22 protein-coding genes and 1 pseudogene are annotated in these 26,486 nt (G+C 62.5%); 5 read left to right on the top strand and 18 right to left on the bottom strand.

Translation table 11 applies throughout. The features are described from left to right. Positions 1–3 precede the first annotated feature (3 nt). Positions 4–1,176 carry a mandelate racemase/muconate lactonizing enzyme family protein gene (locus NUW50_RS09990; protein ID WP_258288955.1) on the bottom strand — a complete coding sequence of 391 codons (1,173 nt, stop codon included), beginning with the start codon at positions 1,174–1,176 and terminating at the stop codon, positions 4–6. Between the two features lie 284 nt (positions 1,177–1,460). Here NUW50_RS09990 and NUW50_RS09985 point away from each other — a divergent pair, with 284 nt between their 5' ends. Then, positions 1,461–2,201 (top strand): SDR family NAD(P)-dependent oxidoreductase, encoded by a 741-nt coding sequence (locus NUW50_RS09985; RefSeq protein ID WP_258288954.1) that lies wholly within the window; start codon positions 1,461–1,463, stop codon positions 2,199–2,201. Between the two features lie 112 nt (positions 2,202–2,313). Here the strand turns inward: NUW50_RS09985 and NUW50_RS09980 are convergent, their stop codons facing one another. The 7 genes from NUW50_RS09980 to NUW50_RS09950 form a co-directional block, all read right to left on the bottom strand. Beyond that, positions 2,314–3,378, bottom strand: a complete 1,065-nt coding sequence (locus NUW50_RS09980; protein WP_258288953.1) for an ABC transporter ATP-binding protein — start codon at positions 3,376–3,378, stop codon at positions 2,314–2,316. Positions 3,379–3,443: 65 nt separating this feature from the next. After that, positions 3,444–4,235, bottom strand: a complete 792-nt coding sequence (locus tag NUW50_RS09975) for an SIS domain-containing protein (RefSeq protein WP_258288952.1) — start codon at positions 4,233–4,235, stop codon at positions 3,444–3,446. Between the two features lie 31 nt (positions 4,236–4,266). Continuing rightward, positions 4,267–5,013: a GntR family transcriptional regulator gene (locus NUW50_RS09970; protein ID WP_258288951.1), complete on the bottom strand. Its 747-nt coding sequence runs from the start codon at positions 5,011–5,013 to the stop codon at positions 4,267–4,269. Further along, entirely contained in the window at positions 5,010–5,885 is an 876-nt protein-coding gene (locus tag NUW50_RS09965; protein WP_258288950.1) for an ROK family protein, read from the bottom strand. Before NUW50_RS09965 ends, NUW50_RS09970 begins: the two co-directional genes overlap by 4 nt. Beyond that, positions 5,882–6,718: a carbohydrate ABC transporter permease gene (locus tag NUW50_RS09960; RefSeq protein WP_258288949.1), complete on the bottom strand. Its 837-nt coding sequence runs from the start codon at positions 6,716–6,718 to the stop codon at positions 5,882–5,884. Before NUW50_RS09960 ends, NUW50_RS09965 begins: the two co-directional genes overlap by 4 nt. Beyond that, on the bottom strand, positions 6,715–7,572 hold the full coding sequence (locus NUW50_RS09955) for a carbohydrate ABC transporter permease (protein ID WP_258288948.1): 858 nt from the start codon (positions 7,570–7,572) through the stop codon (positions 6,715–6,717). The genes NUW50_RS09960 and NUW50_RS09955 overlap by 4 nt, the downstream gene beginning before the upstream one ends. Before the next feature lie 113 nt (positions 7,573–7,685). Next, a complete protein-coding gene (locus NUW50_RS09950; RefSeq protein ID WP_258288947.1) occupies positions 7,686–8,966 on the bottom strand; it encodes an ABC transporter substrate-binding protein in 1,281 nt (426 codons plus the stop codon). A gap of 121 nt (positions 8,967–9,087) precedes the next feature. Here NUW50_RS09950 and nagA point away from each other — a divergent pair, with 121 nt between their 5' ends. Then, positions 9,088–10,155 carry an N-acetylglucosamine-6-phosphate deacetylase gene (gene nagA / locus NUW50_RS09945; RefSeq protein WP_258288946.1) on the top strand — a complete coding sequence of 356 codons (1,068 nt, stop codon included), beginning with the start codon at positions 9,088–9,090 and terminating at the stop codon, positions 10,153–10,155. Continuing rightward, positions 10,148–10,891 (top strand): glucosamine-6-phosphate deaminase, encoded by a 744-nt coding sequence (locus NUW50_RS09940; RefSeq protein ID WP_258288945.1) that lies wholly within the window; start codon positions 10,148–10,150, stop codon positions 10,889–10,891. The genes nagA and NUW50_RS09940 overlap by 8 nt, the downstream gene beginning before the upstream one ends. A gap of 58 nt (positions 10,892–10,949) precedes the next feature. Here the strand turns inward: NUW50_RS09940 and NUW50_RS09935 are convergent, their stop codons facing one another. The 4 genes from NUW50_RS09935 to NUW50_RS09920 form a co-directional block, all read right to left on the bottom strand. Then, entirely contained in the window at positions 10,950–12,230 is a 1,281-nt protein-coding gene (locus NUW50_RS09935; RefSeq protein ID WP_258288944.1) for a TRAP transporter large permease, read from the bottom strand. Positions 12,231–12,232: 2 nt separating this feature from the next. After that, the gene (locus NUW50_RS09930; RefSeq protein WP_258288943.1) at positions 12,233–12,763 is read right to left on the bottom strand and encodes a TRAP transporter small permease; all 531 of its coding nucleotides are present in this window, start codon (positions 12,761–12,763) and stop codon (positions 12,233–12,235) included. Between the two features lie 78 nt (positions 12,764–12,841). Next, a complete protein-coding gene (locus NUW50_RS09925; protein WP_258288942.1) occupies positions 12,842–13,837 on the bottom strand; it encodes a TRAP transporter substrate-binding protein in 996 nt (331 codons plus the stop codon). 346 nt (positions 13,838–14,183) lie between these two features. After that, entirely contained in the window at positions 14,184–14,927 is a 744-nt protein-coding gene (locus tag NUW50_RS09920; protein WP_258288941.1) for an SDR family NAD(P)-dependent oxidoreductase, read from the bottom strand. Between the two features lie 409 nt (positions 14,928–15,336). Here NUW50_RS09920 and NUW50_RS09915 point away from each other — a divergent pair, with 409 nt between their 5' ends. Together NUW50_RS09915 and NUW50_RS09910 are read left to right on the top strand one after the other, a co-directional pair. After that, a complete protein-coding gene (locus NUW50_RS09915; RefSeq protein WP_258288940.1) occupies positions 15,337–16,029 on the top strand; it encodes a GntR family transcriptional regulator in 693 nt (230 codons plus the stop codon). 621 nt (positions 16,030–16,650) lie between these two features. Continuing rightward, positions 16,651–17,780, top strand: a pseudogene (locus tag NUW50_RS09910) (ISKra4 family transposase). A 59-nt stretch (positions 17,781–17,839) separates the two neighbouring features. Here the strand turns inward: NUW50_RS09910 and NUW50_RS09905 are convergent. From NUW50_RS09905 to NUW50_RS09880, 6 genes are read right to left on the bottom strand one after another with little or no spacing between them, the layout of a single operon-like run. Then, entirely contained in the window at positions 17,840–20,026 is a 2,187-nt protein-coding gene (locus tag NUW50_RS09905; protein ID WP_258288939.1) for a beta-galactosidase trimerization domain-containing protein, read from the bottom strand. Between the two features lie 44 nt (positions 20,027–20,070). Then, positions 20,071–21,060 carry an ABC transporter ATP-binding protein gene (locus NUW50_RS09900; RefSeq protein ID WP_258288938.1) on the bottom strand — a complete coding sequence of 330 codons (990 nt, stop codon included), beginning with the start codon at positions 21,058–21,060 and terminating at the stop codon, positions 20,071–20,073. After that, positions 21,057–22,058: an ABC transporter ATP-binding protein gene (locus NUW50_RS09895; RefSeq protein WP_258288937.1), complete on the bottom strand. Its 1,002-nt coding sequence runs from the start codon at positions 22,056–22,058 to the stop codon at positions 21,057–21,059. The genes NUW50_RS09900 and NUW50_RS09895 overlap by 4 nt, the downstream gene beginning before the upstream one ends. After that, on the bottom strand, positions 22,055–22,951 hold the full coding sequence (locus NUW50_RS09890; RefSeq protein ID WP_258288936.1) for an ABC transporter permease: 897 nt from the start codon (positions 22,949–22,951) through the stop codon (positions 22,055–22,057). The genes NUW50_RS09895 and NUW50_RS09890 overlap by 4 nt, the downstream gene beginning before the upstream one ends. After that, positions 22,948–23,883, bottom strand: coding sequence for an ABC transporter permease (locus NUW50_RS09885; RefSeq protein WP_258288935.1), 936 nt, complete (start codon positions 23,881–23,883; stop codon positions 22,948–22,950). Before NUW50_RS09885 ends, NUW50_RS09890 begins: the two co-directional genes overlap by 4 nt. Positions 23,884–23,926: 43 nt before the next feature. Beyond that, positions 23,927–26,464, bottom strand: coding sequence for a hypothetical protein (locus NUW50_RS09880; RefSeq protein ID WP_258288934.1), 2,538 nt, complete (start codon positions 26,462–26,464; stop codon positions 23,927–23,929). Between the last annotated feature and the right edge of the window lie 22 nt (positions 26,465–26,486).

Genomic DNA, 26,486 nt, shown 5'->3' with positions numbered 1-26,486 from the left:
ATCCTAGATTGGTGGTGTCGAGTAGAGGATTTTGCCGTTCACTGAGATTTCCACCTGTTGAAGATACTTCTTCAACTTTGCGAGGTCCACGTCCACGCCGAGACCCGGTTTTTCCGAAGCAGAAATGAGTCCGTCGGCATCGCATTGCAGGGATGCCGAAATGTCACGGGCGAGTTGTTTGGGATTGGCTGGATATTCGCACAGGTCAAACGCCTCATATCCGGCGAACGGCTGAAGCGATGCGCTCAAGGCCAGATGCGAGGTGAATGTATGATTGACGAACTGGATGCCGCCTTGTCTTGCCATCTCCGCGACGGCCGACGCCGGGCCGATCCCGCCGATGCGCCCGGTGTCTATCTGGATGAAATCGACCCGGCCGAATTCCATTGCGTGCTCGGCCATTTCGACGGAGTGAGCCGCCTCGCCTCCTGCGATCGGCACGTTGGGGAAGCGGGCCTTCAACGCGGCATACTGCTTGTGGCATTCGCCCCCGAACGGCTCTTCGAACCACCCGGCCCGCACGTCCTCGAGTGCGGCCATGCGCTCTGCGGCAGCCTCGACATCGCGGTCGAATATCTGGCCGGCATCGACCAGCAGCATCGCCTCCGGCCCCAGGCCTTCCCGCGCGGCCAGCAGATGGTCGCGGTCCGCCTCGACACCAGCGGTCCCGAAGGGTCCCCATCCGAACTTCGCCGCGGTGAAGCCGGCGGCGACGGCCTGTCTGGCGTTCTGCAAGGTGTCTTGCGGGGAGGCGCCGAACAAGACGGATGCATAGGCGCGCTTGGGGAAGACCTTCCTGTGTCCGAGGAGAGACCACACCGGTGCGGAACGGGCCTTGCCGAGCAAGTCCCAAAGCGCGATCTCGATGCCGGACCAGGTGTGCGGCGCCTGCAGATGGTCCATGCAGATGCGGCGCTGGCGCCGGCTCAGGCGCAGGATGTCGTCCGGGTCATCGAGCGTTGCGCCGATCACGCCGTCCAGCACCGGCTTGCAGGCTTCGTGGGACATCGGTGCGTAGGCCGCCGCGATGGAGGTGACGGGGGCCGCCTCGCATTCGCCCCAGCCCTCCTGCCCGCCGCCGGAAACCCGCACGAGCAAGGCATCCTGGCTACCATCGCCGATATCCTCGACGACGGGCATTCTCAGGTACCAGAAATCGACCGCCTCGATCTTCATGCCCTTGACCCCGATGCGCGCAGAGGGTGTTTCTGCTGTTCCGGCCCATCAAATCCGGGTTGACCGACTCCGAGCCGGGACAGACACCGGCCGTCGATATCCGGCGTCGCGGACGGATGGCTCCGCAAGGACCCGTCGCCGGGCAAGACCGCCGGCGCTTCGCCTCTCCATGTGCCGATTCTGGAAAATTCCATGCGTTCCCCTTCCATTTCCGATCCGCATCCGTAATAGTATTACTTATTATTCGCCCCGATGTTCAAGGCGGAAATCGACTGGAGACGAGAATGAACACCTATGACATGAACGGTCAGGTTGCGGTTGTGACCGGGGGCGCTCAGGGCATTGGCTATGCGGTTGCCGAGCGGCTCAGGCAGAGCGGCGCGACGGTCTTCCTGTGGGACATGGACGCGGCGCTCGTTTCCGACGCCGCCGCCAGGCTGGGAGCAACCGGCATCGCACTTGACGTGACGGATCGCGCCGCGGTCGTCGAAGCGGCCCGCAAAGTTTGCGAAGACGGCGGCAGACTGGACGCGCTCGTGACCAGCGCGGGGCTTGCAGGCCCCAATGCGCCACTGCACGAATACCCGGTCTCCGACTGGCAGCGCATCATGGCCGTCAATGTCGATGGCACCCTGAACTGTTGCCAGGCCGTCCTGCCCCACATGCGGGCAAGGAACTATGGCCGCATCGTGACCATCGCCTCGGTCGCCGGCAAGGAAGGCAACCCGGGCGCGAGTGCCTATTCCGCCTCGAAGGCGGCCGTCATCGGGATGACCAAATCCATGGGCAAGGAAAACGCCGACCTCGATATCGCGATCAACACCGTCACGCCTGCGGCCGCACGAACAAGGATCTTCGAGCAGATGTCGCAGGAACATATCGATTTCATGCTCTCGAAAATCCCGAGGGGCCGGTTCCTCGAACTGGGTGAGGCCGCCTCGATGATTTGCTGGCTATGCACGTCGGAAAACTCTTTCACGACAGGCGCCGTCTTCGATCTTTCCGGAGGCCGGGCCACCTATTGACGGATCTGCATTCAGCGCCCCGCGGCCCCTGGCGCGGCGTCGCTTCCCGCCCAGGGGCTCGCGGATCACGCGCGCGCGGGAAAGGCAGGGTCGGGGCATCCATTGCGCTGTCTTACGGAGACCGGGTCTCGATGCGCCGCCCGAGCCCGTCGAACAGGTGCAGCGGCTCGGACCCGATGGTGACTCCGACGCTGTCGCCGGGCGTCGGGCAGTGGTTTCGCGGCCCTTGCGCGACGGCCTTCTGACCATCCGCCAGGGCCAGCTCCACCAGAATCTCGTTCCCGAGATGCTCGACCAGGGTCACGCGGGCCCGCGCGCCGCCCTCGCTTGTCAGGTGGAGATTCTCGGGACGGATGCCGATTGTCACATTCCCCTCCGGCAGGGGCCCGTCGGGGCGCGGAAGGGTGCCGAAGGAAGCGGTGACGATGCCCTCCGGGCCGGCTTCCCCGGCGAAGAGATTCATTCGCGGAGAACCGATGAACCCGGCAACGAACAGGTTGGCGGGCGTATCGTAGAGCTCCAGCGGCGTGCCGACCTGCTGCACGGCGCCATCGTTCAGCACCACGATCTTGTCCGCCAGGGTCATCGCCTCGACCTGGTCATGCGTGACATAGATCATCGTGGTGCCGAGTTTCTCGTGCAGGGCGGCAATCTCGCGGCGGGTCTCGACCCGCAGCGCCGCGTCGAGATTCGAGAGCGGTTCGTCGAACAGGAAGACCGTCGGGTCCCGAACGATCGCACGGCCGATGGCCACACGCTGACGTTGCCCGCCTGACAGCTGCGCCGGACGGCGGTCGAGAAGCGGTTCGATCTGCAGCATCTTCGCCGCCCGCGCAATTCGCGCGTCGATCTCGCGCCGGTCCATCCGCGACAGCTTCAGGCCGAACTCCATGTTGCCGCGCACGGTGCGGTGCGGATAGAGCGCATAGCTCTGAAAGACCATGGCGATGCCACGCTCTTTCGGGGACAGGCTGTTCACCCGACGGTCGCCGATCGAGAGATCACCCGAGGTGATCTCTTCCAGCCCCGCGATCATCCGCAACAGGGTGGATTTCCCGCAGCCCGAAGGACCGACGAAGACACAGAATTCGCCATCCTCGATGGAGAGGTCGATGTCCTTCAGAACCTCCACGGTTCCGTAGGTCTTGCAGATCTTGTCGAGCCGTACGTCAGTCATGTCCGTTCCTCTGGTCGGGATGTCGCCCCGGTCGGTTCCGGGGCGACGGTCGCAGAACCCCGCGCTCAGACCTTGCCGCTCATCCGGTCGGCAAAGAAGGAGAGATGCTTCTGCTGCGCCTCGATCAGCTTCTTCTTGTACTCGGCATAGGCTTCGTCGGTGTCATGCAGGGTGACGCCGGGAATCGTGGGCGAGGCGAACACCGGAAGCTCGATGCCCCGATCGGCCAGGTTCTGTGCGGTGCGTGCCGCCATTTCGTGCATCAGCATCATGGCAAGCACCGTCGAGCTGCCGCCGACCGGACGCGACCAGCCGTCGATCGGAACAACCGCATCCTCGACCGGCGAACAGGTGTCGATGGCGACATCGGCGCAATCGGCCAGGTTCTTTCCGGAGGAGTGCTTGGCCGGCTTGTTGCGGTTGGCGGCGGAATTGACGGCGATCACCTTGACCCCACGCTTCTTGCAGTAGAGCGCCGTGTCGATGCCCGAGGAATTGGTGCCGGAATGGCCGAAGACGACAAGCGTGTCGCCCGGGTTGATCGGCTGGTGGTCGAGGAACTTCTCGGCATAGCCTTCGGTGCGTTCGAGCCAGAGAAGCTCGCGCACACCGCCGGCGGCAAGGACCGAATGCCACATCAGGCGCGGGTCCGTCAGCGGGTGGAACGCGATGAAGGCGCCATAGCGCGGGAAGGTCTCCTGCGCCGGCAGAACGGAATGGCCCGAACCGTAGAGGTGGATCAGGCCACCGTTTGCGACGGTCTCGGCCATCATCCCGGCGGCTTCGGAGAGGGCCGCATCATTGATTTCGGCCGCCTTGGTGGCAAGCTCGGTGACGCGGCTGATGTACAGCGACATTGCAGTTCCTTTCGTGTTCGTTTGTGCGAGTTCAGTAAAAGAGTTTCGACCGGATCTCGTAGCGATCCGCCCGCATGGTGGACTGGACGTATTCGAAGGGGCCGAGGCTGTCCGAGGTGGTCCGATGCACCTCGAAGGCCGGGCTGCCCGCGGCGACGGCAATATCCGCGGCATCCTCGGGGGCGACGGTCCCGACACGGTAGAGCTCTTCGGCGGATTCCGGCGTGATCGACCATCTCTGCCGCAGCAGGTCGTAGAGCGATGCCAGCTCACCCGAGATCGGCAGGAAACCGGGCACGCGCTCGGACGGAAGATAGGCCGTCTGGACGCCGATGGGATTGCCGTTGGCCAGCCGGATGCGGCGCAGCTTGATGACCGGGGCCCCGGGCTCGATGTTCAGCGCCTCGGCGATATCGTCCTCGGCGGGCACCTCGACGGCACGGGTGCCGCTGGTCCCGACCTCCTCGCCGAGATAGGCCATTTCCTGCGTGAAGCTGGTCAGACCCCGAATGCCGGCCACGATGGTCGAGCGCCGCACGAATGTTCCGCGCCCGTGTTCGCGGCGCAGATGGCCGCTTTCCTCGAGCCGGCGCAGGGCATGGCGCAGGGTAATCCGGCTCACGCCCAGCATTTCGGTCAGCCGCGTCTCGTTGGGCAGCTTGTCCCCGTCCTGCCATTCGCCGCGCAGGATCATGTCGCGCAGGGCCTGCTCTGTCTGATGCCACAGCGGCTCCGGCCGGTTCCGATCGGGACGGCGCAGCTTTATGTTGGAACTCATCGGCTCTTGTCCTCCCAGACAGGATGGTCGGTGCAGGCGATTGCGGCCCCGGCAAGGCTGGCCGAGGCGCCGAACGCGGCAGCAACGATGGTCACACCGCGAAGGTGCGGCGGCAGATGCGCGCGCAGACGATCGAGAACGGGCGGACCGATCACGTCAAGCGCGCGGGCAACACCCCCGGAAACGATGACCCGTTCGGCCCCGGTCAGGGCGACCGCTCCGGCAAGTGTCGTGCCAAGCGCGTCCTGGGCCGGGGCAAGGGCCGCGCGGGCCGCCGCCTCGCCCTTGCGGGCGGCTTCGATCAATGCGGGGCCATCCGGCAGGCCGACGCCCTGCGCCGCGCGGTCGAGCGCCCGCCCGGCGGCCACGCTCTCAAGCCAGCCGTCCCTTTCCTGTCCCGGCGCCGTGACATCGGCACAGGCCCAGCCGAAGGATGTCGCGCCGTTTCGCGCGACGCGGCGATCCACCATCAGGGCCGAGCCGATGCCCGTCCCGACGGCAATGAGGATGGCGCTGTCCGGCTCCTGCGCGGCACCGGCAACGGCCTCGGCCAGCAGTGCCATATGGGCATCGTTGGCGACCCGGACCCGAAGCGCCGGGAACTGCGCGGCCAGGTCGGTTCCGTTCAGCCAGGGCAGGTTCGGCACCCACTGGCAGACCGTTCCCGTCGCCAGCCCGGGGATGGCAAGCCCGATGGCGTCCGGTCGATGTTCCTCGACCAGGGCATCGAGGATCTCGATGAAACGGGCATGGGTCGATGGCGCGGGGCCCTGCATCACCGGGTCGGGCAGCGCCCCGGGACGGAGATCCGACGCATCGGCCAGCATGGCGCGGAAATTGGTTCCGCCGAGATCGAGGGCCAGCACGCTCATCCCTTCACCGCCGCGCTGATCATGCTGTCCACGAAGAAACGCTGGAGGAACACGAAGAGGACAAGGGGCGGCAGGACGGCCATCGTCGCCCCGGCCATGACCAGTGGCGTGTTCATGGCGCCGCGGTTGTAGCTGAGCAGCCGCCCGAGGCTGAGGACGATCGGATATTCGTCGGTCGCGCCCTGAAGGACGGTGAGCGGCCAGAGATAGGTGTTCCAGTGATAGACGAAGGCGAACAGCGCCAGCGCCGCGATCGCGGGCACCACCGCGGGCGCGACCACCGAGAAGACCACCCGCAGCTCGGATGCGCCGTCAACGCGGGCGGCGTCGATCAGGTCATCGGGCACGCCGGCGATGAACTGGCGCATGAGGAATATCCCGAAGGCATTGGCGAGATTGGGAAGGATGACGCCGACGAGACTGCCCGACAGACCCATCTCGCTCACCATCCGATAGAGCGGGATCAGGGTCACGATCGGCGGCAGGAACATCGTCGCGATCATCACCGCGAACAGCGTGTTACGGCCCCGGAAACTGTATTTCGCAAAGGCGAAACCGGCCATCAGCGAGGTGACGAGAATCCCCGCGGTCGTGACCGAGGCGATGACCGCGGAATTCCAAAGCGAGCGGCCGGTCTGGATGACTTCCGACACCGAGGAATAGGCCGAGAGATCGAACGTGCCGGGGATCCAGACCGGCGGAGTCTGCATCGATTCCTCTGCGGTCTTGAAGCTCGACAGCACCATCCAGAGGAAGGGAAAGGCAGAGACGACCGCAAGCGCGACAATCAGCAGGACGATGAGCGATCGGCTGAACGCGGATACCCGGATCATTGCTTCTCGGCCCTCCGGTTCATCGCGAAGATCGCCATCACGGTGACGATCAGCGCCAGCATCAGCGTGACCGCCATGGCCGAGCTGAGCCCGCCCTGGGAACGGTCGATCCCGATGCGACGAATGTGGAATGTCAGAACGTTGGTCGAACCGGCCGGCCCCCCCTGCGTTATCAGCGCCACCGGTTCGAAGACCTGCACCGCATTGATGATGGCGATGACCGTCGAGAACAGAAGCGTCCGGCGCAGCAGCGGAAGGGTGACACCGAAGAAGGACTGAACGGGGTTGGCGCCGTCGATCCGCGCCGCTTCGTAGAGTGCGCCGGGAATCTGTGTCAGCCCGGCCACCGCCAGGACGGTGAAATAGCCGATCTGCTGCCAGACGTTCAGCAGAACGAGCGAGTAGAGCGCGGTCTGCGGCGCGGCGAGCCAGGTCTGCGGCCCGATCCCGACCCAGCCGAGAATCTGGTTCAGGGGGCCCTCGGTCGGTGCATAAAGCTTGGACCAGACCAGGGCGACGGCAATCATCGGCACCATGTAGCTTGCGAACAGGATCGTGCGCAGGAACTGCCCGCCCCGGACATTGCGCTGGTAGACAAGAAGCCCCAGCAGCACCGAAAGGGGCAGCAGAATGACCACCGAAAGCGCGGTGTAGATCGCCGTGTTGCGTAGCGCGGTCTTGAAGTCGCGCCCCACCGAGATGTTGCTGAAAATGTCCTCGTAATTTCTCAAACCCACCCATCTGGCGGTGTGGAAAGGGGTCTGGGTCGACCAGTCGTGGAATGAAAGCCAGACGGTAAGACCCATCGGCACCAGTATGAAGATGCCTATGAGACCCGCCGCGGGGGCGATCATCAGAACTGTTGACGGACGTGGGCGAGACATTGCGTAACCGGATCCGGTCTTTCGGGGATGACGATGCGCCCCGACCGGAGCGCACCGTGGTGTCGTGAAGAACCCTTGCCGGGTCAGCGCGCGGCGCGCTCGAGGATCGAGACCGCATCCGCCTGCGCGGCGGCCTGGGCCTCATCGGCACTGATCTGGCCGTATTCGAGCGATTCGAGCGTCTGTTGCAGGGCCTCGGTGAACTCCTGTCCGCCCAGGACGATCGGGAACGCCTTGGCATTTTCCAGCACGCTGACATAGCCCGCCAGGAAGTCACGCCCCAGAACGTCCTCGTTGGCCGCAACGTCCGAGCTGCGCGACGGCAGGATGCCCATCGACATCAGGATATCGGACATGGCCGAGCCGCCACCCTCGCCCGTGCCCTCGCCGTTCAGCCAGGCAAGGAAATCCCAGGCCGCGGCCTGCTCTTCCGGGCTGGCGGAAGCACTGACGACGGTTTGCCAGGTATAGGAAATGGAGCTCGAAACCTCGCCGGAGGGCCCGACCGGGATCGGCGCGGTGCCGACATTCTCGAAAGCGTCGCCCATGCCGGCCTTCAGGGCGCTTTCCCACCAGTTCGCCATGACGATCATGCCGGTCTTTCCGGACACGAAGTTGTCAAGGAACGGCCCGGTGGTATTCGCGTCCGCCGTCCCCATGGCGGGCACCGACCACCCGTTGGAAACCAGCTTTTCGTAGAGATCGAAGACCTCCCCGGCCTGCGGGCTGTCCAGTGCCGGGACCCCGTCGGAAATCAGCGTCCCGCCGTTCGAGGCGAGGAAGGAAGCGAAGGGATGAACGACCCCCGCGGACCACGAGTTGATGAGGCCGAAGCCCTGCTGCCCGGCGCCCTTGTCCGTCAGCGCCTCGGCGTCGGCAAGGAACTCCTCCCAGTTCGCGGGCGGGCCATCGATGCCAGCCTCGGCAAACAGCGCCTTGTTGTAGTTCAGCGCATAGACGTTCACTTCGTTGGGGATGCCGTAGAGCGTGCCGTCAACCTGCGCGGCGGCCGCGATCCCCGACGGCCAGCCGGCAAGGACATCCTCGGCGACGGCTTCGGGCGCCGGAGCCACCAGGCCGTCACGAACCAGTTCCGGCAGCCAGAGATCATAGATGCCGGCGATCGTGGGGGCCGAGGTGCCGGCCGAAGAGCGGATCGTGGTCAGCAGGTCGCCGAAAGGCACCGCCCGGACCGAGATGGTCACGTCCGGGTGTTCTTCCGAATATCTGGCAGCCGCCGACTCGAGCAGCGCCACGGTCTCGGGCGACCAGTGGGTCAGATAGCTGACTTCAACCGGCTCAGCATCGGCCGCGCCTGCGGCGAGGCCCAGAATGAGGGCTGGCAATACCTTCCATGTCTTCATTTTCTCGACTCCTGTTGAACAGCGACCCTGCTGCCGCTTGAAAAATAGGATATAACAACATATCCTTATGTCAAGAACGCGAAACTCGGGCGTGGAAATGCAGGAAATCAGTGGAATCGCAATGACGCCCCTGGGCCCCAAGGGCGTGCGCATTGCTCACGAAGGCGGTCGAATCTCGTCCGTCCAGGCCGACGATTCGATCGATGGCCCGATCATCTTGCCGGGGTTCATCGACCTTCATTGCCATGGCGGCGCCGGCGACGATGTGATGGATGGCGATGGTGCCGTCGGGCGGATCGCCGCCCTTCATGCCGGCAACGGAACCACCGCCATGCTGGCCACGACCATGACAGCCCCCGTGCAGCAGATACGCTCGGTGCTGGCCGATGTCGCACACGCCATGGCGCGGCCGGACCCGAACTCTGCCGAACTCCTGGGCGTGCATCTGGAAGGCCCGTTCATCAGTCCCGACTTGCTCGGCGCACAACCCGCCTATGCCCGTGAGATCGACATCGAACTGCTGGCAGAGCTGAATGCCATCGCGCCCATCCGGGTGCTGACCTATGCGCCGGAAGCCGACCCCGACGGAGATTTCCCGGCTTTTGCCCGCAGAAACGGAATTCTGGCCCAGCTGGGGCACAGCCCCTGCACCTACGAAATGGCGGAAAGGGCCTTCCGCGAAGGCGCCTCCGGCACGACCCACCTCTTCAACGCCATGTCGGGCCTGCATCATCGCAAACCCGGCCTGGTCGGGGCGGCACTGGCACATGCCGAACATGCAGAACTGATCCCGGACCTCCTGCATGTTCACCCCGGCGCCATCAAGGCGGCCCTTCGGGCGATCCCCGGTCTCTATGCCGTGACGGATGCCACCCGGGCCACCGGGATGCCCGACGGCGAATACCCTTTCGGGGATGTCACCGCCCGGAAATGCGGAAACGGGCTTCGGCTGGAAGACGGCACATTGGCCGGGTCCTGCCTGTCCATGCTCCAGGCCTTCCGCAATCTTGTCGAGATCGGTCTGCCCATGGCCGAGGCCGCCCGCCGCTGCGCCACGGTCCAGGCCGACTATCTCGGACTGCCCGACCGTGGGCGCATCGTGCCGGGCGCGGTGGCGGACCTTGTCATCCTTGCGCCCGATCTGTCGCTGACCGAGGTGCTGCTGCGGGGGCGGGCGCTGCATGGCTGACATTCTCACGACGCCACGGATCACGATCCTCGACGATCCCGCGCGCGCGGCCGCAGAGGAAATCTCGGCATTGCTCGACGAGACCCCCTCGGCGGTGCTGGGCCTGGCCACGGGCGGCACCATGATCCCGGTCTATCGCAGGATTGCCGAAGGCTGCGCGGCCTCGCGGATGAGCCTTGCCCGAACCACGACCTTCAACCTCGACGAATATGTCGGGCTCCCGCCCCGGCACAGGCAGAGCTACCATCACTTCATGACCGAACATCTGGTCAATCAGAGCGACATGAACCCGGCCAGGATGCACCTGCCCGATGGCGCCGCGCCTGACCCGGACGCCGAGGCGGCCCGTTACGAGGCGATGATCGCCCGTCAGGGACCGATCGACCTCCAACTGCTTGGCATCGGGGCAAACGGGCATATCGGCTTCAACGAACCGGGCAGCCCGGGAGACAGTCGAACACGCGTCGTGGAACTGACCGCCCGGACCCGCCGGGACAACGCCCGCTATTTCGCCCCGGGCGAGCCGGTCCCGACCCATGCCATAACCATGGGCATCGCAACGATCCTCGCGGCGCGGCGGATCGTGCTTCTGGCCACCGGGTCAGGCAAGGCGCAGGCAATCGCTTCCCTGCTCGAAGGCGTGCCCCGCAGCGACTGCCCCGCGTCCTTCCTGCTCCGGCACCGGCAGGTGCATCTTCTCCTCGACCCCGCCGCGGCGTCCCTGATCCGCCGCTGATCGCGCCGGGCCGTTGGAGGCCAGGTGGGTCTCCCCGCGCCGGGCGGCCGATCCCCGCCTAGTTCAGAAACGACGGCAGGAACAGCGACACCTGCGGCACATAGGTGACCAGAAGCAGCGCAACCAGGATCGCCAGGTAGAACGGCCAGATCGATCTCAGCGATTGCTCGATCTTGATCCTGCCGACCGCGCAGCCCACGAACAGGCAGGTTCCGACCGGCGGGGTGCAAAGCCCCAGCCCGAGGTTCACCAGCAACATGATTCCGAACTGCACCGGATCCATGCCCAGACCCTTGACGATCGGCAGGAAGATCGGCGTGCAGATCAGGATCAGCGCCGCCATGTCCATGATCATCCCGAGGATCAGCAGGATCACGTTGATCATCAGCAGGATGACAATCGGGTTGTCCGAAATCGACACCAGCAGGTCGCTGAGCTTGCCCGGCACCTGATAGAGCGCCAGCAGATAGGCAAAGGAACTGGCAAAGGCGATCAGCACCATGACCATCGAGGTGGTCCTGACGGCTCCGGCGACCGATGTCACGAAACCCTGCCAGCTGAGGCTGCGATAGTAGAAGGTGGTCAGGAGAAGCGCGTAGATCGCCCCGAACGCCCCCGATTCCGTGACCGTGAACACCCCCGACAGGGTGCCGCCGACGATGATGACGGCCGTGATCAGCCCCGGCACGGCATCCAGCGCGGTGCGCCCGACCGCGCGCCAGCCGGGAAAGGCCTCGGCCGGATAGTTGTGCTTGACGGCAATGACATAGGCCGCCACCGCCAGGCAGATGCACATCAGCATGCCCGGCACGACCCCGGCGAGGAACAGCTTCGAAACCGAGATGCCGCCGCCCGCCGCCACGGCGAAGATGATCATGTTGTGGCTGGGCGGGATGACGATGCCGGCCAGAGACGAGGTGACCGTCACGTTCACCGCATAGTCGGCGCGGTAGCCGCGTTCCTTCATGACCGGGATCAACAGCGAACCGAGCGCCGAGATATCGGCCACCGCCGACCCCGAGATGCCGCCGAACAGCATGCTTGCGAAGATGTTGACCAGCGCCAGCCCGCCCTTGAAATGGCCGACCAGGGCCGAGGCCAGCCCGACCAGCCGCCGCGCGATGCCTCCGTGCAGCATGACCTCGCCGGCGAAGACGAAGAACGGGATCGCCAGCAGCGAAAACACCGTGATCCCGGCCGTCGCGCGCTGAAAGGTCAGCAGCATCGGGAAGCCTTCGTACATGAAGGCACTGGCGGCGGCGATGCCCATCGCGAACGCCACCGGAAACCCGATGACGACGGCAATGCCGAAGACACCCAGCAGGATAGCCAAACCCATGATCAGCGACCTTCTTCGTTTGAGGTTTGCGCGGGCCGTCCGAAGGACAGCACCCGCAGCACGGCGCGACTTCCGGCGAAGAGCATCAGAAGCCCGCCGGACGAGGTGATGGCCAGGGTGCGCACGGCCTCGGAGACGTTCAGCATCGGCAGCATCGTGGTCCAGCCGAAGCGCATCAGCGTGATGCCGGCAACCAGCATCACCCCGCCGAAGACCGCCAGGACGATGTCGATCAGGATCACCAGCACCTTCTGCACGGTGACCGGCAACATGTCGCGGAACAGGGTGACGCCCAGGTGAGTGTCTTCAAAGACCCCCGCGGCGGCCCCCAGAAAGGTGATGTAGCAGATCAGCAGCAGCGCCAGCTGCTCCACCCAGGTGGGCGTCATGTTCAGGACATAGCGCCCGAACACCAGCCAGCCGAACGTCAGGATCAGGACGACCAGGGCGATCGACGCCAGAAGGATGCACAGTTTTGCGATTCTATGAAGAAACGCCTCGACCCGAGGGAAGGCGGTGGACAAGTCCGACATTTGTCACCTGCGCGGCAGATAGGATGCGGGGAAACGAGGGGGCCGGCCCCGCCGGATGGCGGAGCCGGCAAGCGCCGCTCAATCGGCGTTGCGGATCAGGTTGACCAGATCGGTCAGGTCCGGGTTGGCGGCAAGGAACTTGTCATAGACAGGCTTCATCGCCGCCTGGAACGCAGCCTTGTCGGCGACCTCGTTCACGATCACGCCGCCGGCCTTGACCTTGGCCATGCTCTCGGCCTCGCGCGCCTGCCACAGTTCACGCTGCAACAGGGCACTGTTGTGGCCCGCTTCCTTCACGATCGCCTGCTGCTCGGGCGTCAGCTTGTCCCAGGACGCCTTCGACACGCAAAGGCACTCGGGGATGATCAGATGCTCGGTCAGCGAATAGTATTTGGCGACCTCGTAGTGGTTGGTCGATTCATAGGACGGCGGGTTGTTCTCGGCCCCGTCCACGACCCCGGTCTTGATCGACTGGAAGACCTCGGCAAACGCCATCGGGGTGGCATTGCCGCCCATCGAGTTGACCATGTCCACGAACAGGTCGTTGCTCATCACCCGCATCTTCAGACCTTCGACGTCTGCCGGCGTGTTGATCGGGTGCTTGGTGTTGTAGAACGACCGCGCACCGGCATCATACCAGCCGACGGGCACCAGACCCTTGGCGATCATGCCCTTGCCGATCGCCTCGCCCGCGGCGCCGTCCATCAGCCGGTACATCTGCGGAACGCTCTTGAAGATGAAGGGCAGCGAGACGACGTTGGTCTCGGGGATCGCCTGACCCATCGGGCCAAGGCTGAATTCGCCGAAGTCGATGATGCCGAGCCGGGTCTGCTCGATCGCATCCGGCTGATCGCCCAGCACGCCGTTGTTGTAGACCTTGCCGGTCAGCTCGCCGCCGGTCTTTTCCGCAACCTCGTCCATGAAGGCCTTCATGGCGATCGAGACCGGATAGTCGTCGACATGGATATTCCAGCCGCGCCATTCGGTCGCCCCGGCCACCGTCGCACCCAGTGCCACGCAGCCGGCAACGGCAACCCCCAGAACCTTGGAGCCTGTGATTGAGAACATTTTCATGCGATCCTCCCTGATCGTCAGTTAGTGAAACGTGTGTCCCTTGGCGCCCTGGCGTCCGTCCCTCCTCGAAGACGGACCGCGCTGCGGCACGCGGGCAATCACCAGTCCCATGCGATGGTCCCGGCGCTGCAGCGCATCCTCGGGCATTGTGCCGGCCGGCAATGTCATCGCCCCGCAGCGCATGACGGCCAAAGCGCATCCCGGTCGCGGCACCATTGGGTCGACAGTCCCTGTCATGGACGAGCCCTCGTTAACCGGGGGGCATGTCAGGCAGCCCCCCACGGCCTGTAAAATACTAGTATTCCAGAATTGCGCTTCGGTCAACGGGAAACCGCTGATCCGGCCATCAGCTGAAGAGCATGCCGCCATTGATGTCGACATTCGCGCCGGTGATGAAGGCGGCGTCCTTGCTGGCCAGGAAGCAGACCAGCGCGGCGATATCCTCGGGCGTTCCCTCGCGCTTCAGCGGCGTGGCGGCCGCAACGTTCCGGCGCACCTCGTCCTTGGTGAAGATGTTGTGGAAGTCGGTGTCGATCATGCCGGGGCAGAGCGCGTTCACCCGGATGCCCGGGCCGAGCTCCTTGGCCAGGCCGCGGGTCAGGGTCATCACCGCCCCTTTCGAGGTGGCATAGGCAACCGCGCCGGGGCCGCCGCCATCCCGCCCGGCCTGGCTGGCAAGATTGATGATGGCGCCTTCGGTCATATGCGGCAGGCAGGCCTTGATCATCAGGAAGGTGCTGGTCAGGTTCACATCCATCACCGCCTGCCAATGTTCCAGCGACATCTCGGAAACGGTCTTGCGGGCCAGAAGCCCGCCGGCGTTGTTCACCAGGATATCGATGCCACCGAATGTCTCGACCGTCTGCGCGACCAGCGCCTGAACCTGGTCGGGGCGGCTGAGATCACCTTGCAGCGCGAAGGCATTGCCACCGGCGGCGACGATCTCCTCGACCGTGGCCGTGGCGCCGGCGCTGCTCGAGAAATAGTTGATCGCGACATTCGCCCCGGCCTGGGCAAGCCGCAAGGCACAGGCCCGCCCGATATCGCGGCCCCCGCCCGTCACGATGGCGGTTTTCCCCTTGAATTCCATGGTATTTCCTTCCGTTTCAATTGGCCGACCCGGCTCGGGCCGAGGCGCCCCATCGGGTCTGGGCTGCGTCACGCCCGGGTTCGGACCGTCAGGGCCGGCCAAGCCTGTCTTTGCCTGCCGCACGAGTCCGAACCATCGTTCCGGCGCGCCGGGGCCGATCCGTGATTCGTCTCGATACTTCATCTGGCATACTAGTAATCTTTCTGGCAGACTAGTCGAAACCGACCTATGCTGCACAGAGGATGAGTGGCGGCGGGACGGTCGAGCTCGGGATCGGGGACCTCGGGAATCCGACCCTGCCGGGTGCGCTCCCGACCGGAGCTACTGTTCACCCCGGCGCGTCGCGCCGGACGCCCATCCGGTGCATTCGGATTGAGATATTGGACCAAGACAAATAGGCGAGGATGCGATGATACAGGTACCCCAACCCAGCGAACGGCGGACCAGCGTCGATGACATCTTCGACTTTCTCCGCCAGGAGATCCTGTCCTTGCGGCTGCGCCCCGGCGACAAGATTTCCGAGGCCGAGATTGCCGCCCGCTTCGGCGTGTCGCGGCAACCGGTGCGCGATGCCTTCAGCCGACTTGCCAATCAGGACCTGCTGTTGATCCGGCCGCAGCGCGCGACCGAAGTAAAGCGTTTCTCGGCCCGCGAGATCGAGAAATCCCGTTTCGTGCGCGCCGCGGTGGAGCGCGAAGTCCTTCGGCGCGCGGCCCAGTATTGCGACGCCGAGGATGCAGCCAGCCTCGACGCGGCCCTTGCCGAGCAGGAAGTGGTGATCCGCGACCGCGACGTCGATGGCTTCGGGGCGCTGGACTACCAGTTCCACAAGACGCTCTGCGCGATCGCCCGGGCCGATTTCGCCTTCGACGTCATCATGGTCGAGAAATCCAAGGTGGACCGCCTGTGCCTGCTGAGCCTGTCGAAAGAGGACCGCATGCCGGAACTTCTGGACGACCACCGGGCGATTGCCGAGGCTGTCAAGGACCACGACCCGGACCGCGCCATCGCCATCGGAATGGTGCATCTGTCGCGTCTCGACGAAACGATCGAACGGATCTCGGCAACCAACGAGGACTACTTCGAACCCGAAGACGCCTGACCTCGGCGCGCCTGACCCATGCCTTCCCGGTCTCGGGCGCTCACCCGCGCCACCCGATTCAGGGAATGGAGCCTGCGGCAAAGGCGGCCATGGCCACAGGAAAGACAAAGTCCGCGTGCAATGTGGCGGACCTACGGGCAAGACGTGGAGAATCAGGGATGAGTTTTCCGATCCGGAAACAGACTGCAACGGTCAGGCGGGGCTGCCATCGCTGCCGGACCAGCGGGCGGATGCCCTGCATGGTCTGCGGAGGTCAGGGCCGCGTGGTCTCGGGCGTGGATCGCACCGGCGCAACCCAATACGTGACCTGCCGCGGCTGCTTCGGCCTCAAGTCGTCCCGTTGCTCGGCCTGCGGCGGCGAGGGGTTCCGCTAGGGTCCGGCGACGGGAACCGGCACCCACGCCTTCCATGGCCAACAGCCACCAGCCGCGCTCTGGTTGAGGAGGATCGGGACCGACCACGCCGCCGGTCGCGGCAGGTCCGGTCGCTGGCATCCCGCGCGCAAGTCAGGCTATTGTTTCACCATGGGGCTGGATCGAACCAGGGACAGGCCGCAGGGGGAGTGGGCAAAACCTGGGGGTCTTTGTCTATGATGGTGATTTCACCGCCGAGGAACTGCACATGAATGTGCGGATCATCGTCGAGGCGACATTTGAGAGCGGAACCACGAAAACGCTACGCTTGGGACGCTTCTCCCGCCCGTTACGGAGAACGCAGCCAGAGGGCCTCGGACTGCTGCTGGAAGATGCGAGATCGATGCTTTGGCAATTGTGCAGCAAGCAATCCTCCTTGACCAGGTCGAGGGGATCTCTGAAGCAAGCAGGGTTTGTCCCGACTGCAACCAAGTCAGAGCCATCCATGACTATCGATCCAGAGTTCTGGACACATTGCTTGGTCGGTTCCAGGTCAAGGCACCACGCATTCGCCGCGGCGCCTGCAGCGCCAAGTCCGATGTCGCCATCGGTGGCCATTCCCGCCGCTTGCCCGTTTCTTCCCGGACCGCTCGACACCAGAACTGCAGCGCCCTCAAGCCGAACCCGGGGCGCGACATTCATTCCGTGAAGCGGCCCCTACCATGGAAGCCTTCTTGCCATGCGCAAAGCAGATGAACACCCCGGTGCGTAGTCGCCTCATCAAGATTGCCAAGGAAATCAGCGACGGTCAGGGTTTCAGGCCGACTGTCTCGTCCGCGGACAAGAGCGCAGTTCCGGCGACGGTATTTCTGGATGGTACGCATGTTCGGTGCAGGCCGGACTACCAGAAGCGGCATCTCGATGCGGGTCAATCATGTAGAGAACGCGGTGACGGGGTTGTTGCAAACTACGAACTTCCCAGGCATCCCGGTGCTCTTCGGGCGCTCTGCAGCAAGGTTGCGATGGAATCGGCGGCGTGGAGAAATTCGAACCGCCGCGACTGACCTTCGATGGCTGATGACCGATTGCACACGTCTCAACAAAGATGAGACTGCGGTGCGTGACGCGGCCACACGTGTTCGAGCGTGTTGCCAGGAACCTTATGCCTATCTGACAAACAATACGGACAACCTGACAGACTATGGTCGGCGATACCGTAATGGTCTTCCGATCTCATCGTCCCGTGCGGAAGGCTGCGTGAATGACATTGGCGACACATGCATGCGAAAACGCCGGTGCATGAGATGGTCACCCAAAGGTGCCCACCAAGTTGCCGTCATACGGGCTGTCGTTCTCGATCGAAGGTTGACCAGCGCCTACCGCAGATCCGCTGCCTGACCCCAGGTCCTGTCCACTCCCATGAATGCCACCAATAGAGCCGTCGGATGCATTTGGTGTCACTGCGGCGCGGGTTCGATGACGACCACTTCGTGATCTGAAACCGCCGGGACCGTCACAACAATACGATCGTCTTCTTGCTCAACGGCAGGCTCTCCACCGGACACTCGCAGGGTGACCTTTCCGGGACCGGTCCAAGGAACACACAGGCGGGCCGGGCCAATCGGAACCAGGACCTCTTGTCGACCAGGCGTTGGCGAGGTCACAAGTCGGCTGTTCAGGTGGACTATTCGACGTTCGCCTTGAGCGTAACCTGCCACCGACAACAGCCCGCCGGCTCCTGATACCGTGATATGGGGGCGATCCCCAAGGCACCAAGTGACGGCATTCGATAGTATTTGAGCATGTTCGAAAGATTCCTCTCGGGCATAGCAGCGATCTAAATCGGCGAGCACGGCCACCAGGCGGGATGCCCCCTTCTCGCACACAGTCAGCGCCGGAATATCACTTCGAGGCTGGCGCATCCAGGAGGTCTCGGGTGGATAGATCGGAAATGCGGGCACCCAAGTTGCCAGCACCTCGGTCTCGGGAAGTGCGCGCATTCGCGGAAGGAAACCGCCAAAAGGGACTATATCGGTGCTGTCCAATCCATTCAGGACCGGGTGACGATACGCTCTGTCGGCCGTCGCGGTCTTGTCGACGGGTCCATAGAATGCCGCCCGGTTTTCGGGCGAAAGCCGAAGATAACTGTGACGCAGTGGCACCTCGATGTTTGGGTCCGGTACGCCGATATCACCAAGATCTCCCCCCGCCTGCGGCTCTAGTCCAAACATTCCCGCCAGCGCGGGACGGTCACGGCGTTGCCCCGCAGCATCGAAGCAGCCGGTTTCGCCAGTCATGACAAGCGAGCCGCCATGTTCGACAAATGTCCGGATCGCCGACACATCTTGGTCGGACAGAATTGCTATGTTTGGCAGAACGAGAACGTCGAAACGTTCCACGGCGGCGGCAATGTCCGAAACCTCCACCGGCAGCCAGTCCAGCCCGCCGCGCGCGAGAGCGCGCACTGTACCACGGTACGGGCCGAGGGTTATTTCGGCGCCACGGTCACGACCATGAAGGTCGTGGTTGGCTTGGCTCCAGACCACGCCGATCCGTGCAGTCGGGCGACGATTGAGCAGGATGTCCTCATTCGCCTTGTGCCAAGCAAAAATCGGCGCCGCAGTCTGATACTGGCGGCGATCCTCATGGCTGGCACTGATGTGGTGCCACCATGGCTGGATGCCGCCCGCAAACCCGGACGATGACCAGAGGCGAACCTCGGCAGCAGGCATCGAAGCCAAGCGGAAGGCGGGCCTTCCCAATTGGTACTGCGGCATCGACTCCGGGATGAGTTTTTCCCAGCCCAGCAACTCATGCAAACGTCGACCAGCCTCGGCATTCTGTTCAAACCCGTCTTCCGGCGAGCGGCGTTGATGATCGAGCATCACTATCTCTGACCGCTTCAAAATGGCGCGCAGGTCGATGAACCGGTTGCAGTTGTTCAACAGGTCGCCTGACAGCATTCCCATCCAGCGGCAGTGTTCGCCGCCAGCCGCCATCGTCACCGCATTGTTGGCGTCCCACAATTCCGTTCGCCGGCGATAATTCCAGGCAATCCAGGCACGATAGCTCGGATCGTCCCAGTCATGCGCTTTTGGAAGATCATTGCCGCTGGCCCCGAATTGCTCACGACAGTGGATGCAGTAGCATATCTTGTCGCGCGGAAGCCCAGCCCAGGAGTTGTCCGCGAAACCATCCGGCTGGTTCCGGTCAATGATCTCCCGCATGACGCCGGGAAGATACTCGGAATAATACGGCGAATTGATGCAGGTAATATACTTATCGGCCTGCATCCTGGGATCGCCATTTTCATCCCGGCAAACCCACTCCGGGTGCGCATGGAAGAAGTCTACTGCGACGCGGTTCGAGTCCATGCGTGCGATGATTGAGAGGCCTTCCTCACGTGCGACGGTGACGATTTCACCGAAGAGATCACGATCACCAAGTGTCTCGGCTCTGTGATGCAGCGGGTACTTGGACGGATAATAGGCAACAATGCCGCCGGCGTTTACAATAACACCCTGAATATTCGTTTTTTTCCAGTGCAATCGCCAGAACTCGTGGTCATAGCGTGTCGGATCGACCTCCGTCAGGTTGGTCTGCCCCCACCGGACAGTGGTTCGATACCAAGGCACTGCGCCCATGGCGTTCTTCCTTTCAACTCTTGTGCCACCGACGGCTGATCGGATCAGCCAATGGGAATCGGATTGGGTTTTGCGAAATGGCAGGCTGCAAACTGATTTGGTGCGACCTCATCGAGCGAGGGACGCTTAACCCGGCATACCTCCTGCGCGATGGGACACCGCGTATGAAACGTACAGCCGGTCGGCAGCGCCGATGGATTGGGGACGTCACCTTCAAGAATGATCCGACTCGAAACAGTATCGACTTCAGGTTCTGGCGCCGCAGAGAGCAGAGCCTGCGTATATGGATGCTGGGGAACGCTGTATATCTGACGCTTTGAACCAATTTCGACAATACGACCGAGATACATCACAGCCACCCGATCAGCGATATGGCGGACCACGGCGAGGTCGTGCGAAATAAACAAGTAGCTGAACCCTGCATCGCGCTGAAGGTCCTGCATGAGGTTGATGATCTGCGCCTGGATCGAGACATCAAGCGCCGACACCGGCTCATCAGCGACGATAAAAGCCGGGTTTAGTGCAATTGCCCTTGCGATACCAATACGCTGACGTTGGCCGCCCGAAAACTGGCGCGGCAGCCGATCCATGTAACCCGGAGGTAGACCTACCTTGGTCAGCAACTCGGCCACGCGCTCCCGCCTCGCCTTGCGGCCCTTGACGACATTAAAGACTTCCAGCGGTTCCGAAATGATCTGGTTTATTGTCCGGCGCGGACTGAGCGACCCGAACGGGTCTTGGAATATGATCTGTAGACGCTGCCGCATGCGGCGCATTTCGGAGGCCCCAAGTGAAGCAATGTCCCTGCCTTCAAACCAAACCGACCCTTCCGTCGGATCGATCAGACGCAATAGCAGCCTCCCGAGCGTGGACTTGCCACAACCAGACTCCCCGACCAGGGCCAGCGTCTCGCCCCTGGCCACTTCGAGGCTGACTCCATCGACAGCACGCACTGAATCGGATTTGCCCGAAAGCCATCCAGTTGTACCGCCGAATGTCTTGCCGAGCCCCTCGGCCCTAATCAACCCGCTCATTTCAAGTCCTCGATGACAGGGGCGTTGGATTGTTCGGCGGACACCCAACAGGCCGCCCTTTGATCTTCGGCAAAACGGAACATTGGCGGCATTTTAACGGCACACTTGTCGACGGCCACCGAACAGCGTGCGCGGAAGGGGCAGCCTTGTCGAACTGACCCCGCCATCGGAACAGACCCTGGGACCTGATACAGGCGCTCGCGTTCCTGCCCTTTGCGCGGAACGCTTTCCAACAGTCCCCGAGTATAGGGATGCGCAGGCCGCTGCAGGAGCGAACGAATGTCGGCCACTTCGACAACACGGCCCGAGTACATCACGACGACCCGATCGCAGATGTCGGCGATGACACCGAGATCATGCGAGATCATCAGGATTGCCGTTCCGGTATCGCTCCGGATTTTCTTCATCAGTTCAAGTACCTGCGCCTGGATTGTTACATCCAGGGCCGTCGTTGCCTCATCAGCGATCAAGAGCTTGGGCGAACAGGCCAGGGCCATCGCAATCATGACACGCTGACGCATCCCACCCGAGAACTGATGCGGATAGGCGCCCAGACGACCCTCGGGATCAGGGATTCCGACCAGACGCAGCATCTCGACAACTCGGGCATGACGTTTGGCCCGGTTCGGCCAACCGTGCAGAAACAAGGCTTCGCTGATCTGGCTCCCGATGGTCATCACCGGATTCAGCGACGACATCGGTTCCTGAAAGATCATGGCAATGTCGCGCCCACGAATCTCGGGCATTTTGTCGGCAGGTAGGTCCAGCAGATTTTGGCCTTCGAACTCGATGCGACCTCTCGTGGACCAACCGAGCCGCTCGGGAATGAGCCGCAGAACTGCCAGCGACGTGACGGACTTTCCCGATCCGCTTTCTCCGACCAAGCCAAGAGTTCCACCAACGTCGATGTCAAAGCTGACTCCATCGACGACGCGCAGCGCCTTTTCCCCGCGGCCGAAATTGACCGAAACACTACGGAGGCTAAGAAGTGCGCTCATTTCGACGTATCCGGATCAAGGGCATCGCGGAGAGCGTCACCGACAAGGTTGAAGGAAAGCACGATCAGGGTGATCAGCAACCCTGCCCCGACGATCGGCCAAGGCGAGCCGAAGAGATTGTTTAGTCCGTCACGGATGATGTTACCCCATGACGGGTTGGGGGCCTGCGTTCCCATTCCCAGAAATGACAACGAAGCTTCCAGGCGGATCGCCGAAGCGACCCATAGTGTGATCAGTACCACGATGGGAGCTGCGATATTCGGGATCACGTGGCGGAAAATGATCATCGGTGTGCGCAGCCCGACGGCGACGGCCGCTTCGACATAGGGTTCCTGCTTGACTGCCAAAGTCGTGGCGCGGGCGACGCGGGCGAAGCCAGGGATAAAGGCGACGGTCAGCACGGCAACGATGTTCCAGAAACCTCCTCCCAGGGCCGCGGCAATAAGGATCGCTAGAAGCAACTCCGGAAATGCCAGAAGAAGATCTATCACCCGAGAGATGAGCCGGTCCGGAATTCCGCCAAAGTAGCCGGCAGTAACTCCAAGGATCGTGCCGAAGAAGGCCGCAAGAACGGGTGAAACAAGCCCAAATATCAAAGAGTTGCGCGACCCATAGATCAAGCGGCTCAATACATCTCGGCCGAATTGGTCGGTTCCTACGAGGTGATCTGCCGTCGGCGACAAGTTCGTAGCGAGAATGCTCTGCTGCACCGGATCATAGGGCGCGATCCAGGGCGCAAAGACCGCCAGGAAAATGAAGGCAACGATAATCGCCACCGCGACAATGGTTGCCGGCCTGCTGAAGATTACATGAATGAGTGTCGAGACCACCGATACAGGCGGCGGCACTGGTTCCATGGTCTCGGTGGTTGCAGGATCAACAGGTTCGGTCATTTCACGCGAATCCTCGGATCAACAAGAACGTAAACGAGATCCATCAGCAGGTTGATGGCGACCACGAACATCGCGAACACCGTGACGCCGGCCTGGATCACTGCGTAGTCCCGTTCGGCAATCGCCGAGATCAGGAGTTTCCCGATGCCCGGACGGTTGAACACCATTTCCACGGCGACTGATCCGGACAACGCGGCAAGGGTAGAAAGCCCAAGGCCTGTCGTTATCGGCAAAAGCGCGTTCCGCAGACCGTGACGATAGACAACCCGTGGCTCACGAGCGCCTTTGGCCCGTGCGGTGCGGACATAATCCTTGCCCAATACTTCCAGCAAAGCCGTTCGTGTCAGGCGACCGAGAAACGCCGCTTTTATGAACGCCAGTGTCAAAGCCGGCAGGAATACATGGTACAGGCGATCGATTAGCCCCTCACCACCGCCGTTGATTGGAAACCAACCAAGGTTCAGTGAGAACGTGATCAGTAGCAATGCGCCCAGGTAGAAGTCAGGCACCGCGTAGCCGATTAACGAGAAACCACGCATGGCAGCGTCCGGTGTTCGGTTCGGATTCGTCGCGGCCCAGACACCGAAAGGTACTCCGACGAATATGCCCATAAAGACAGCCGCCAGTGTCAGTTCGATGGTGTAGGGCAGATTGAAAGCGATCAGGTCAACGACCTCGCGCCCGTTCATCAGGGACTTGCCGAAGTCCAGTGTCAGCATCTTGCCGAGGAACGAGAAATACTGCTGCCACAAAGGGTCGTTGAGCCCCATCTTGTCGCGGAACACTTGGAGCTGTTCGGCTGTCGCCATATCCCCAAGCGCTGAAATCGCCGGATCCCCGGGCAAAATGCGCATGGCGATAAAGACGAGGGTGAGCACCAACAACACTGTCGGAACGGCATCCAGTAGCCGGATTAGTAAGTAGCGTATCATCCAGTGCCCCTACTCTGGAATTGCTGACTAGATCCTTTGCACGTCACACCTGCAAGGCCAAGTAATAGGGCTGGTTGGACAAGGATTCGGCCAAGCCAGGCGCAAGCTTTGGAACTCCAGCCTCAGTCAGGGAAACAAAAAACTGGAGGTGGAACGGAGTTTCCAGATAGTCGCCCGGGATCGTAGCCGCAAAACCCTTATCCTGCGCCGTCATCGGCGCCTTGCACCAGCGCTGCGACTGATCGACGACGCGATAGTGTAGAACGGGGGCAGAGTCTGCTGAACCATTGTAGCGAACCGTAAAGTTCTTGCCGCGGGTGAAAGTTTCTGGCGCGTCGACGCAGTCCGTTCTCTGGACAGGAACCCGTGCCTTCAGCGCCGCCACGGCCGCCTCACCCTCAGTCGATAGCGCCAAGCTCTTTGTGAGGCGCATACCACGGCGGCCTTCGATATCCTGCAATTCAGCCCTCATCTCGGCTTGTCTCTGCTGCCAAGAACCGCGTAGCCAACTTTCAGGGCCATATGTCAGGTCATCGTGGTAGATATCGCGGCTGAGATCGGCGATCCTGTCCCAGGCCATCACTGACCGCTTGGCGTGATCGAGCAGCGGTTCAATCAGATGCGTGGCCTTGGTCGCGAGGAAGAGCTCCGCCCAGACTGCGGCGCGGTAGCGTTCGGCGAAGAAGCGCGCAATTCCGGAGCAGATCTCAACATCGATCAGGATACGGCGCGCCTCGGGGAGCAATTGGTCTGCGCAATTTCTCGACTGCATGACCGCCTTTTCACAGCCCTCGGACAGGTCGACGAGCCAGTCTGCAACATCAAGCGGCGTGTAGCGATGCTCGGCTTCGCCGGCCAGGAGTTTCTCGGCCCATTCTCTTGCTGTTGCGAACAGTTCACTGTCAAAGGTCGGTGCATTTCCGAACCGTACCGGGCCTTCCATGTCGCGACCCACGGCAAGTTCTCCGGCACCCCCAAGAAGTCCGATGTTAGAGTAGATCTCGGGCCAGTAATGGTTGTTCGAAGCCGACGGGGCATGTGTAAGCGTCACCAAAGGTAGGACGCGGCTGGCAAAGGCCAGGCCAGTTTCGCATACATCGGCGGCATCACCACAGGTGGCGTGCAGGTGCCGCATCCATCCATCGCGCGGCCCCTCAGGGTTATACAATCCGCGGCCCCACACCCGGTAAGTGTAGGCGTATTTTTCCCAGTCGCGTTTCGGAGCAAGCCCCTGCTCTTTGTAGTTGAAGCGTTGGCCGGGAACACCGGTGCCCATACGACCCTTAAAGCTGAGCGGTTCGCACCACTCTACCCCATCAGAACCTGCGAACATCGACAGCCGGCCATAGCCTCCTGCAAGTTCTGGGTCGCCCCAAACCAGCACCCGCTGTGTCCCGGCCCAGATCCGATAGAGGACGGAGTAATCCTTATCCTTGGTGAGAAGGTCGCCGTAGCTGTAGCGAAGGAACTTGCGCGAGCCCTCCGATAGTTTCTCCCACTCGGCCCGCGGCTTCTCGGGCGGGTATTCCTTGTTTCGGATCGAAGACTGGTGATAGGCCAGCCCCATATGCTCGGCGAGGTATTTCGGCGACACCGTGATTGGCATGCCGGTGTCGCGCGCCATGCCAATCAGCTTGTGGTCCAAACCCTTGCCATGCTGGTCTATTTCGACCGGGCGTCCAGCATCCGCAACACCCGCGAATGCCTCTTGCCAGAAATCATAGTCGCCTTCCGCAATACCGCCTTCGACGTGAACACGGAACGTCAGTCCGGTGATCTCAGGCACTTCAACCAGCAACTTGGTGATTGCGGCACGGCAATAGGCCGACAGGTTGTCGTTTCCGATGCCGTCGATGTGGTAATTCGCGTTCGCCACATCGTCAAAATCATAGTTCTGCGTCCAAAGCGCCAATTGGAAGTCGAGGCCTCGCCGCGCAGCCTCCCGGGCGATGAACTTCAGGGTCTCGTAATTTCGGTCCCGTTCTTCTATCGGCAACCCACGTACTTGGACGTTATGGCCCGGAACGTCAAACAAGAAGGGATAAGGAAAATAGAAGTAGACATCGCGGATCCAGGGATTGTGATAGGGGTAGTTGTAGCCCATCCCAAGAGTTAGAGCGAAACGGTTGAAGCGATTGGTCGCCAGCGTCGTCAGATAGTCACGCCAACCCTGGCGATCGTGGAACCACTCCATGTCCTCCTCCTCGGAGCAGAACAGTCGCGCAATCGAACGGATGCGAGCGCTTGGCTTTTCAGCCAAGGGCATGGGGCCGGCAAAAGGATCGGTGCCGATGCAATGGCGCGCGCGGTCGGCCAACTCGGTCAAGGCATATGCCAGCCCGCGCTCATCCTCGCCCCAGATGTTGATACCCGTGTCATCGCGCCAGATGGCAAATGCTTCTGCAACACGCGCCACCTCAACCGGCGCATTTTCCGGTTCGGATACAACATTGATCCTGGTCCCCGCCTTCAATCTGCGCGAGGATAGCGCTGTCATGATCTCCTCTTTGGCCCAAAGTGGAGCTCCGGTCGCGGTCAAGCCGGCGATATCATCAATGTGAAGCTCAGGATCGAAATTCATCGTTACATCCATACGTTACAGG

It is taken from the genome of Frigidibacter sp. ROC022 (genome assembly GCF_024723735.1).
GTDB lineage: Bacteria > Pseudomonadota > Alphaproteobacteria > Rhodobacterales > Rhodobacteraceae > SLM-1.
This window is presented reverse-complemented; position numbering and strand designations above follow the sequence as displayed.

Coding starts and splice junctions, on each gene's coding strand:
- NUW50_RS09960 (WP_258288949.1), bottom strand. CDS start 6,718: ATGATCCGGGTATCCGCGTTCAGCCGATCGCTCATCGTCCTGCTGATT.
- NUW50_RS09985 (WP_258288954.1), top strand. CDS start 1,461: ATGAACACCTATGACATGAACGGTCAGGTTGCGGTTGTGACCGGGGGC.
- NUW50_RS09920 (WP_258288941.1), bottom strand. CDS start 14,927: ATGGAATTCAAGGGGAAAACCGCCATCGTGACGGGCGGGGGCCGCGAT.
- NUW50_RS09915 (WP_258288940.1), top strand. CDS start 15,337: ATGATACAGGTACCCCAACCCAGCGAACGGCGGACCAGCGTCGATGAC.
- NUW50_RS09940 (WP_258288945.1), top strand. CDS start 10,148: ATGGCTGACATTCTCACGACGCCACGGATCACGATCCTCGACGATCCC.
- NUW50_RS09930 (WP_258288943.1), bottom strand. CDS start 12,763: ATGTCGGACTTGTCCACCGCCTTCCCTCGGGTCGAGGCGTTTCTTCAT.
- NUW50_RS09955 (WP_258288948.1), bottom strand. CDS start 7,572: ATGATCGCCCCCGCGGCGGGTCTCATAGGCATCTTCATACTGGTGCCG.
- NUW50_RS09970 (WP_258288951.1), bottom strand. CDS start 5,013: ATGAGTTCCAACATAAAGCTGCGCCGTCCCGATCGGAACCGGCCGGAG.
- NUW50_RS09905 (WP_258288939.1), bottom strand. CDS start 20,026: ATGGGCGCAGTGCCTTGGTATCGAACCACTGTCCGGTGGGGGCAGACC.
- NUW50_RS09990 (WP_258288955.1), bottom strand. CDS start 1,176: ATGAAGATCGAGGCGGTCGATTTCTGGTACCTGAGAATGCCCGTCGTC.
- NUW50_RS09900 (WP_258288938.1), bottom strand. CDS start 21,060: ATGAGCGGGTTGATTAGGGCCGAGGGGCTCGGCAAGACATTCGGCGGT.
- NUW50_RS09950 (WP_258288947.1), bottom strand. CDS start 8,966: ATGAAGACATGGAAGGTATTGCCAGCCCTCATTCTGGGCCTCGCCGCA.
- NUW50_RS09880 (WP_258288934.1), bottom strand. CDS start 26,464: ATGAATTTCGATCCTGAGCTTCACATTGATGATATCGCCGGCTTGACC.
- NUW50_RS09885 (WP_258288935.1), bottom strand. CDS start 23,883: ATGATACGCTACTTACTAATCCGGCTACTGGATGCCGTTCCGACAGTG.
- NUW50_RS09890 (WP_258288936.1), bottom strand. CDS start 22,951: ATGACCGAACCTGTTGATCCTGCAACCACCGAGACCATGGAACCAGTG.
- nagA (WP_258288946.1), top strand. CDS start 9,088: ATGACGCCCCTGGGCCCCAAGGGCGTGCGCATTGCTCACGAAGGCGGT.
- NUW50_RS09980 (WP_258288953.1), bottom strand. CDS start 3,378: ATGACTGACGTACGGCTCGACAAGATCTGCAAGACCTACGGAACCGTG.
- NUW50_RS09925 (WP_258288942.1), bottom strand. CDS start 13,837: ATGAAAATGTTCTCAATCACAGGCTCCAAGGTTCTGGGGGTTGCCGTT.
- NUW50_RS09975 (WP_258288952.1), bottom strand. CDS start 4,235: ATGTCGCTGTACATCAGCCGCGTCACCGAGCTTGCCACCAAGGCGGCC.
- NUW50_RS09965 (WP_258288950.1), bottom strand. CDS start 5,885: ATGAGCGTGCTGGCCCTCGATCTCGGCGGAACCAATTTCCGCGCCATG.
- NUW50_RS09935 (WP_258288944.1), bottom strand. CDS start 12,230: ATGGGTTTGGCTATCCTGCTGGGTGTCTTCGGCATTGCCGTCGTCATC.
- NUW50_RS09895 (WP_258288937.1), bottom strand. CDS start 22,058: ATGAGCGCACTTCTTAGCCTCCGTAGTGTTTCGGTCAATTTCGGCCGC.